Origin of the sequence: Desulfosporosinus hippei DSM 8344, from assembly GCF_900100785.1 — a bacterium.
In the GTDB taxonomy this organism is placed as follows: Bacteria; Bacillota; Desulfitobacteriia; order Desulfitobacteriales; family Desulfitobacteriaceae; genus Desulfosporosinus; species Desulfosporosinus hippei.
In genome coordinates, this window is record NZ_FNCP01000065.1 from 1 (window position 1) to 1,769 (window position 1,769).

Consider the following 1,769-nt stretch of genomic DNA (forward strand, 5'->3'; position numbering starts at 1 on the left):
AGGTTCTTCCGCATATTTGAGTATGAAGGGGTGAAATAAAAAGCTAGTAAATTATTTTAGCCCTAAGCAGATTCAAACTCGCCCTTCCATACATGGTGCGTTTAATCATTTTCAGTCGATTGTTATTCCCCTCGATAAAACCATTACTATACTCGCTTATGACTGAATTCTTTATAGCTTCAAAATCTCTTAAAAACCCATTGGCAAACGATTTTAGGTTCTTAATTTTACTCTTAACATACTTGTCTATAAATTTTTCTAAGAGGATGATACTTTTGTGGACATAGATTTCTCTGAAGTCAGAAATGCAGTCTTGGATTTCCTTCAGCAAAGGATACTTCTCCAAGAGGAAATTAATATCTAGCGTTGAGATTTTAATATTTGACCAAAGGTAGTTTAACACTTTGCCTCTTTCAATATAACGATCTGGTGGTTTAGCTTTATTTCGCTTGACACCCACAATATTAGAGTTTGTCTGATGATCAATACCATTTTTCTCTATGAGTTTCTTGCAATAATCATAGAAGTTAGTTGTTTTTCCGGTATGCCCTAACTTAACAAGCAATTCGTAGATACATTTAATAGATACCTTTGAAGATAGCTGTTCCAATATGATGGGCTTGTATTGATCAAGCTCTGATGAATGTAACGATCTTGGGGATTTATTGTCACGACATAAAATATCGGGATCACCCTTTGAAAACTTTCTGATTTGCCTATAGGTTGTTTTCAACATATCGCATATAGATTTGCTTGAATAACCTTGGGCCAAATAGGTCTGAATCTGAATAATCGTTTCTTTCCGTCTTTTCTCACGATCGGTTAACTCCGTTTTTTTTTGAATCAGAATGTTCCGTCGGTAGGTCCGATGTATCAGGAGAAGAGTCACCTGTAGAAATTATAATTTTAGCCGGAACTTCTCGTCCAAGTGCCTCCTTAATTGCCTTGAAAAGGTTTTGATGCAAATGAAATCTATCGGCAATCTGCATGACCTCAGGAAGCGCTTCCATGATAGCTTTAGCATAACTACTGGCACGATCTCTGGTAATAATTTTAACATGTTGGTTTTTCTTTAACCAATCTTTTAAGGCACTTCCATCCCGACCATCTAAAAGAGCCACCGGTTTGTGAGAAACCCCATCGCATATTATTGTTCCGTAAGTATGCCCCTTTTTATAGGCCCAATCATCCACACCTATAAACTCACCGCATTTTGGATCAAGCAATGCGGCATTGCGTAATAGGATTTTAATGACAGTATCGCCGCTTATCTTAATATTCATCTGCTTGCATATACGGGCGGTTCCTTCACAGCTCGTATTGAGGGCAAGAGTAATGATAAAGTCTTCTAAGCGAGAAGTCATTCGACGGTATTTACCCGTAAAACCACTAAGCTCTTCAGAAAAAACTTTTTGCTCACAGGATTTATTTTCGCAATTATATCGATACGCTGAAACATTGAGGTATACGGATTTACCCAGAATCGGTAAATCTTGAATCCTTCGTCTATATGTACTGTGGTAAGACTTTGTTGTTTGTCCGCATTTTGGGCATACATGACTATGAGTTAAAGATTTAATAAAGATAATAATTCCATTGCTGTTTTCCAAAACTTGAGTGATTTTGACTTCTTTAGGATAAAAACTGCTTAGAAACAATGCATCGGTATCGTTCAATTTGAGTGTACCCCTACGGTATTATTTTACATTAATTATACCATAATTACACAGTCCTATATAGACCGTACTCAAAATTAAGGAAGAACCTCT

The 1,769-nt window shown here is 36.6% G+C and carries 2 protein-coding genes; both read right to left on the minus strand.

The features are described 5' to 3' along the window. Window positions 1-43: 43 nt before the first annotated feature. Window positions 44-610: a transposase gene (locus BLS16_RS23000; RefSeq protein WP_207649794.1), complete on the minus strand. Its 567-nt coding sequence runs from the start codon at window positions 608-610 to the stop codon at window positions 44-46. A 202-nt stretch (window positions 611-812) separates the two neighbouring features. Next, window positions 813-1,676 (minus strand): ISL3 family transposase, encoded by an 864-nt coding sequence (locus tag BLS16_RS23005; protein WP_242876415.1) that lies wholly within the window; start codon window positions 1,674-1,676, stop codon window positions 813-815. Window positions 1,677-1,769: the final 93 nt, after the last annotated feature.